Origin of the sequence: Aerosakkonema funiforme FACHB-1375, from assembly GCF_014696265.1 — a bacterium.
Taxonomy (GTDB): Bacteria; Cyanobacteriota; Cyanobacteriia; order Cyanobacteriales; family Aerosakkonemataceae; genus Aerosakkonema; species Aerosakkonema funiforme_A.
This window is the reverse complement of the sequence record NZ_JACJPW010000089.1, coordinates 26922-34823: the sequence shown is the minus strand read 5'-3', so window position 1 is coordinate 34823 and position 7902 is coordinate 26922. Positions and strand designations below refer to the sequence as shown.

The 7902-nt window shown below is 48.5% G+C and carries 3 protein-coding genes; all 3 read left to right on the top strand.

Annotated elements, in window-relative coordinates:
• The first annotated feature begins 97 nt into the window (after nucleotides 1–97).
• The 3 genes from H6G03_RS27050 (at nucleotide 98) to H6G03_RS27040 (ending at nucleotide 7394) form a co-directional block, all read left to right on the top strand.
• Nucleotides 98–6115: a proprotein convertase P-domain-containing protein gene (locus H6G03_RS27050; protein ID WP_206756650.1), complete on the top strand. Its 6018-nt coding sequence runs from the start codon at nucleotides 98–100 to the stop codon at nucleotides 6113–6115.
• A gap of 599 nt (nucleotides 6116–6714) precedes the next feature.
• Entirely contained in the window at nucleotides 6715–6993 is a 279-nt protein-coding gene (locus H6G03_RS27045; protein WP_190471398.1) for a hypothetical protein, read from the top strand.
• A gap of 38 nt (nucleotides 6994–7031) precedes the next feature.
• A complete protein-coding gene (locus H6G03_RS27040) occupies nucleotides 7032–7394 on the top strand; it encodes a rhodanese-like domain-containing protein (RefSeq protein WP_322111982.1) in 363 nt (120 codons plus the stop codon).
• The last annotated feature ends 508 nt before the right edge of the window (nucleotides 7395–7902 follow it).

The window sequence follows — 7902 nt, the reverse complement described above, 5'->3', positions numbered from 1 at the left end:
CTCAATGTCGATGCTAAGAATTTGGATGTTGTACCAATTCGGGAGAGCCAAGTAGAGGCATCATCGCATTTTGAACCCCCGTCCCTTTAGGGCTGGGGTGGCTTCAGCAGGCCCCTTTGACGCTCATGGCACATCAGTAGCAGGAGTCGCCGCCGCCAAAGGCAACAACAGCATCGGCGTTAGCGGTGCAGCTCCAGAAGCCGACTTAGCGGGACTGCGACTGATTGCCGGCCCCTCCAACGACTTGCAGGAAGCCAACGCTCTCACTTATCAAAAGCAGAATATTGACATTTACAGCAACAGTTGGGGGCCATCCGATAGCGGTACCGTACTAGCTGGGCCAGGGCCGCTCACCTTGGCAGGATTGCAAGATGGCGTCACGAACGGTCGAGGCGGCTTGGGTAACATCTACACTTGGGCAGCAGGCAACGGTTTGGCCAGCAACGACAACGCCAACTACGATGGCTATGCCAATTCCCGCTACGTAATCGCAGTTTCTGCGATCGACGATAATGGCAAGCAGTCCTGGTACAGCGAACCGGGAGCCCCTATTTTAGTATCCGCTTACTCCAGTGGCGATGACGTAGGAATTACCACAACCGACCTGCTGGGCAACGACGGGTATAACGGTTATCCCGAATACAACAACGATTACACCAACGGCTTCGGCGGCACATCTTCAGCAACGCCTTTAGTCTCAGGTCTCATTGCGCTGATGTTAGAAGCCAATCCGAATCTTACCTGGCGAGACGTGCAGCACATCCTCGTCGAGACTGCCGAAAAGAACGATCCCACCGATCCCGGTTGGACGCTCAACGGAGCCGGAAAAGACGTTAACCACAAATATGGTTTTGGGGCAATTGATGCCGCCGTAGCTGTGAGTGCTGCCGCCAGCTGGACATCAGTTGCGCCAGAAGTGTTTGCTACTTCCGGGATAGTTAACATCGGTCAGGCTATTCCCGATAACAACCTAAACGGCCTCACTTCCACAGTCAATATCGGCGACAACATCAACATCGAAAAAGTTGAAGTAGTATTCGATGCCATTCACCCCTACCGGGGCAACCTCAAAGTAGCGCTAGTTTCTCCCGATGGAACAGAATCGATCTTAGCCGCACCGCACAATGACTCTGGCGACAACTACAACAACTGGGTATTCAGTTCCGCTCGTCTCTGGGGCGAATCGTCTCTGGGAGAATGGACGTTAAAAGTAACCGATGAAGCCGGTGGTAATGTCGGTACTTGGAACTCCTGGAAGTTGAACGTTTATGGCACAGGTTCCACCGAGCCAACTGGCGGTCAAATTCAGGGTACCAAGTGGAACGACTTAGACGGCGATGGAGTGCAAGATGCCAACGAACCGGGACTGGAAGGTTGGACAATCTTTTTAGATGAGAACAACAACGGTATTCTCGATCAAGAAGTTAGCAATGTCAGTTCCACTGACGTTCCCACCCCAATTCTCGATTTAGCTACGGTCACTTCCGAACTAGAAGTCAGCGGCATTAGCGGTAATATCGAGGACTTAAACGTCAATTTAAATATCTCCCATACCTACGATGCAGATTTGAATGTCACCTTGATTAGCCCGTCAGGTACCTCGGTCGAGCTATTCAGCAATGTCGGTGGCTATGAAGACAACTTCACCAATACAACCTTGGATGATGAGGCAGCTACGCCAATAGTTGCCGGAATAGCACCGTTTACCGGCAGCTTCCAACCAGAGGGTAGTTTAGCTGCTTTCGATGGCGAAGATGGCAACGGCATTTGGACATTGCAAATTAAGGATGAATTTGGGGCAGATATTGGCACGCTCAACAGTTGGTCGCTTGACTTGACTTCTTCCGAAGCTTCCACCCAAACCGATGCTGATGGCGATTATGAATTCATCGGTTTGGAACCTGGGGTTTATACCGTCGCGGAGGTACAGCAGGAAGGTTGGGTACAGACTTTCCCAGAAGGCACCGGCACCCATACGGTAGAAGTAGATGAAAATCAGATCGTGCAAGATGTTGACTTCGGCAACCGAGAAGCAAATCTTGGTGCGATCGCAGGTATCAAATGGAACGACTTAGACGGCGATGGAGTGCAAGACCCAGGCGAACCGGGATTGGAAGGTTGGACAATCTTTTTAGACCAGAATAACAATGGTGTTTTGGATACGGAAACCACCGACATCAGTTCCAGCGATGTTCCAACACCAATTCCAGATCTGAGTACTAGCACTTCGGAATTGGAGGTCAGCAGTCTTGGCACGATTGAGGACTTGAACGTCACCTTAGACCTTACCCACACCTATGATGCAGATTTGGTAGTTTCGCTGATTAGCCCATCCGGCACTTCTGTCGAGCTGTTCAGCAATGTGGGCGGTTTTGAGGATAACTTCACCAACACGACTTTAGATGATGAGGCAGAAACAGCGATTACTGCGGGAACTGCACCGTTTATCGGCACCTTTAAACCAGAGGGCAGTTTAGCCGCTTTTGATGGTGAAGATGCCAACGGTACTTGGACGCTGCAAATTGTAGATCAATATGGTGGAGACAGCGGCACTCTCAACAGTTGGTCGTTGAACTTGACCGCAAGTTCCGAACAGTCAACTCAAACCGATGCCAATGGTGAATATGCTTTCTACGGTCTGGAAGCGGGGACTTATACTGTTGCTGAGGTGCTGCAACCCGGTTGGGAGCAAACTTATCCAGGGCCGGTCTCGCTCAATGAAAGTTTTGAAAGCGGCAATTTCGGTGATTGGGAAACGTTTGGGAATACTGGCATCCAGACGGCTGCATTTGGTGTCAATCCGACTGACGGCACTTATCAAGCTTTGATTACCAATGGCACTGGTTCCGTGGGCCAACCAAACCTGGAAAGCTTATTGGGCTTGGCTCCCGGCAGCTTGGATTCGTTGGGCAACGGTAACGCTACTGAAGGTTCGGCGATCGCCAAAACAATTACCGTATCTGCGGGCGATCAATTGAGCTTCGATTGGAATTTCCTCACTAACGAGGCACAATCTAGCTCTTTCAACGATTTTGCCTTCATTTCGCTCACACCTGAGGACAACAGTACCCTCGCTAACACCTACAGTCCATTAGTGCCTTTAGGTGGCAGTTTCAGTCAACAAACCGGTTATGGAACTTTTTCCCACACCTTTACAAATTCGGGAACTTACACTTTGGCTGTGGGAGTTCTGGACGTTAGCGATAGTGTTGTCGATTCTGCGGTGCTAGTTGACAATCTCTCTCTTGCTAGTTCAAACAGTTCTGGTGTCCACACTGTAGAGCTCGATCCAGGCGAAATTGCCCAAGATATCGATTTTGGCAATAAGGTTTTGCCGGGAGAAATCCACGGGATGAAGTGGAACGACTTGGATGGTGATGGTGAGAAAGATGCCGATGAAGCGGGACTGTCCAACTGGACAATTTTTCTGGACGATAACGAGAACGGTACGTTGGATCAGGGCGAAATTGCAGTTGTCACCGATGCTAACGGTAATTATGCTTTCACTGACTTAGACCCAGGTACCTACACTGTTGCGGAAGTAATACAAGAAGGTTGGGAGCAAACTTATCCCGGTAGTAGCGGTCAGGTATTTGATGACCCGGAAGGCGATACTTTCGGCTTTAATTCCCCGCAACCGGATATCGAGAGTGTCAGCGGTACGGTGAGCGATGAAAATCTCATCCTGACGATGAATTTCTACAATTCGATCGCAGCACCGTCTGCGGGTTTGTCTAACTCAGTTGTCGGCTACTGGGATTTAGACCTCGACCAGAATCCTTTGACTGGTTTGTCTTCCTATCAAAGCGGTTTTGCACCGCCAGATCAGCAAGGTGGCCCGCTGGGAGATGAGGTAGTCATTGATTTGTTCAGCGAGCAATTACATCCCGGTTTGGTAGATCTTTTCGATACCAGCACTTTCATCGGCACCGTACCCATCACCTATGAGTCAAATTCGTTACAGATTGAAGTGCCGCTGTCTTTACTGGGTGACGATGGCAACATTAATTACGGTACGGTGGTCGGGTCTTTCTCCGGGCCCACAGATGCCGCTCCCAATACTGAGTTTGGTACGATCGGCGATCCTCCCGGCAATGTGCCCGATAACGTTGTTTCTACGCCTGGGGACGATCGCGTTTGGGGATCTATCAGCAAAACAAGTCCTCCGGTGGATCGGGGCGATCGTGCTACCGATGACGATATTGCAACTGCCAGTTTCGCCCGCACAAGTAAGTCCCCTACGCTGAAAACAGCGGTCGGTACGCATACCGTAGAACTTGACCCTGGCGAAATTGTCGAAGACATGGATTTTGGCAACCGGGAGATCGTTCCTGGCAAGATTCAAGGTATCAAATGGAACGATGAAAACGGTAACGGCCAAATAGACGCCGATGAAGAGAAACTGCAAGGTTGGACAATTTATCTGGATCAAAACCAGAACGGTGAATTTGACGAAGGCGAAATCTCCGCTATTACCGACGCTAATGGCGAGTACGAGTTTGCTGACCTAGAAGAAGGTACTTACACTGTTGCAGAAGTGTTAGAGGATGGGTGGCAGCAGACATTCCCCGTGAATGGCTCGATCGAACTGCTCAATGCCGATTTTAGCGACGAAGATGGCGATCCGAATTTGGATGGATTTGCGATCGACAATTCCGGTGGCGCGGTAACTGGACTGTGGCACTTATCTACAGGTCGCAGCAATCAACCGGGCCATTCTCCAGACGACAGTATGTACTTCGGTCAAGGGGAAGGCCCCAATGGTGGCGGTAACTTTAATGTTGGCTTCACCGCCGGTCGAATTACCTCCCCGGAAATTCAGTTGAGCAGCACTGGCAGTGCCGCGCTGTCCTTCAATTACTTCCTCCAAACTGAAGGGTTACCGTCATCCTACGATAAAGCGCGAGTGCTGATTTCCCAGGATGGCGGCAGTTTCCAACCGATTGTCTCAAATGCGGATCTGTTGCTCGATCCCACCACAGGCTGGACAAACGCCACGGTTGACCTGAGTTCCTATGCTGGTAGCACGATCCAAATCCAATTCGACTTTAATACTGTTGATGGCATAGCGAACAGCTTTGAAGGTTGGTACGTAGACGATGTGGTAGTCACCCAACAGGGGAATGGCACTCACATTGTCGAAGTCGAAAATAACGCAGTTGTCGAAAATATCAACTTTGGCAACCAAGAGATTGCCCTGCCAGAACTTTCGATCGGTAATGCCGCAGTTATTGAAGGCAACGCAGGCACTACCAATGCCATCTTTACTGTCAACCTGTCAGAGGCGATCGCGGAAACGGTGACCGTAAACTACACTACTGCTAACGGCACCGCAAAGGCAGGAGAAGACTACACTGCAACTAGCGGTACGTTGACTTTCGATCCGGGAGAAACCAGCCAAACGATTTCTGTGTCGGTAATTGGGGATACCAATCCGGAAATAGACGAAGTTTTCTTAGTCAACCTCACTGACCCCATTCACAGCGAGATCGCCGAAGCCGTTGCTGTGGGTACTATCCTTAACGACGATTCGTTCGGTGGTACTAATGGCAATGATTCGCTGGTTGGCACTTCAGCCAATGAAACTCTTAGTGGCGGTTTAGGCAACGATACGATTAAAGGGTCGGGAGGTAATGACTCTCTCAATGGAGGAGCTGGTGCTGACTACCTTAATGGCGGTAATGGCAATGACTCTATGATTGGCGGTCGGGGGAATGACTCGCTCAATGGTGCTGGCGACAATGATGTTCTCACAGGTGTTGACCCTTCAGATAGTTCTCCAGGAAAAGGCGAGTTGGATACTCTCACGGGTGGAACAGGTTCAGATCGCTTCGTTCTGGGAAATTCCAGTAAGGGTGCTTTCTACAATGATGGCAATCCCAGCAGTAGCGGCTCTACTGATTTTGCTCTCATCCAAGGCTTCAACATCAGCCAGGATTTGATTCAGCTAGCGGGAGTAGCTTCTAACTACGTTCTTTCCGTCAGCGGTGGCAATACCAATATTTACCTTGATGATGATGGCACGGTTGGCTTCAGTGCCAAGGACGAACTCATCGGTCGGGTAGCAGGCGTGACGGGTTTAAATCTGAGCGCTAGCTACTTTGTTTACAGTTAGAGAGAGAAGCTTTCGGTGCAGGGGAACAGAGGGGCAGAGGGGAAAAATATTAATTTTTCCCCTCTGCCCCTCTGCCTACATTCCTAAACGCAAAAAGATGCTGCCTTTACCGATCGGCCAAGGTATAAAAGAATAATCTGAGCTTCATAGATATTACGGTTAGCGTTCGTGAGAGCGATCTCGTTGAGCCAATCCTGGGCTCGGACAGCGTTAAAAAATCTGAAGACTATTAAAGCTTTCATCAAGCTAGCGTAAATTCTTTTGTCTGCAAGTGCTATATCCGTTGGAAATGCTTAAACTTAGTTTAGTACTACCAAAAAAACGCCAACTCAAGTCCCCTCGACATTTTGATTCGCTAGCGGGCTTGTATAAACTTGTACTTAGGTCAAAAATCCTAGTTGGCGCTTAACTCCATCGCTGTGGTGTTAGTTCGGCAACAGTCCTTTTAAACAGCGAGCTTTCAGCCTTGAGGGTGCTAAATTTTTGACTGAAAGCACACCCTAGCTCTACGGGGGCTTGGGTAGCATTTCTGAGGTTATGGATCTGCTAGTCCTTGCCACTCTAGGTTTATAAATTTTGATAACTATGAGGCGATCGCTATGCTTGAGCTAAAATATAGCAAACCTTCCCAACCTGCAACGCAAACCACATTAAACTCTCCTGGTGCGGATGTTGAAGAACGACTAGAAGACTTGGAACGTGCCGATCGATCCCTCTACAAAATGATCGGGATGGAAGTTTGGTCGATCGCTAAAACGATGGACGACATATATCCCGGTTTTTGGAATCAGTTTATGGCTAATCGTCGCATTGCTATGAAAAATTTTATCGATCAAAAGCAAAATCATCGCGCCAACGAGGAGCATCCTTTCCTATAAAAATGGTATAATGCGATTTGGCTTTATTAGAGGCATTTGTGAGTAGCTTTCAGGGATTGAAACAACCCATCCCCCAAATTAGCGTGGAGCAGTTAGCCAGCCTACTGGCGGCTGGGAAAGAGAATCTACAGTTGGTGGATGTCCGAGAACCGCAAGAAGTTGCGATCGCCAGGTTGAAAGGTTTTGAGAATCTACCTTTGAGCGAGTTTGGCAAATGGTCTGGTGAGATCCAAAACCGCTTCGATCCTCACGCAGAGACAATAGTACTTTGCCACCACGGTGTCCGCTCTGCCCAAATGTGTCAGTGGTTGATCGTGGAAGGATTTACCAATGTCAAAAATGTCACAGGTGGTATTGATGCTTACTCTGCCGTAGTTGATTCTACAATTCCTCGTTACTAGCAAAAGTCAAACGTAAAAAAATTTTTCACCAGAAAAATTAGAAATTAGAATGCGATAGCGGTAGAGACGTTGAATTCAACGTCTCTACCGCTGTTTATGGAAAGCAGGAATTCAGATGTATATGGGTGATATATTGCATAGAAAAACTATAGTTAAAATGATGTTTGTAATTATAATTTTTATCGAAAAACTAACGAGCGATCGCTGATGCCTAATAACTAAATAATCAAATTTTATACTTGCGAATGAGATGCGCTACTCTCCTGTCGGAATACAGCGATCGCATCTAGCACATCTGTTAGCTGTCAGCTAAAGTGGGAAACCTTAGCCTCAAGCAGCGCGTTTTCTTTTGCTATGGTAAACATATGGCTGCCTCTGCGGCCACATTTAGGAAAGAAGCACTGGTTGTATTTGCTACAACTATGTTCGGAAAGTCTGGTATGAGGTGAAAACGGTATCGCATTTGAGATCTAGCGAAAGTGTAGGTACTTTGTTATCATCTTTAACC

Excerpts from the sequence above, each read along its gene's own strand:
- H6G03_RS27045 (WP_190471398.1), top strand. The coding sequence starts at position 6,715 with ATGCTTGAGCTAAAATATAGCAAACCTTCCCAACCTGCAACGCAAACC.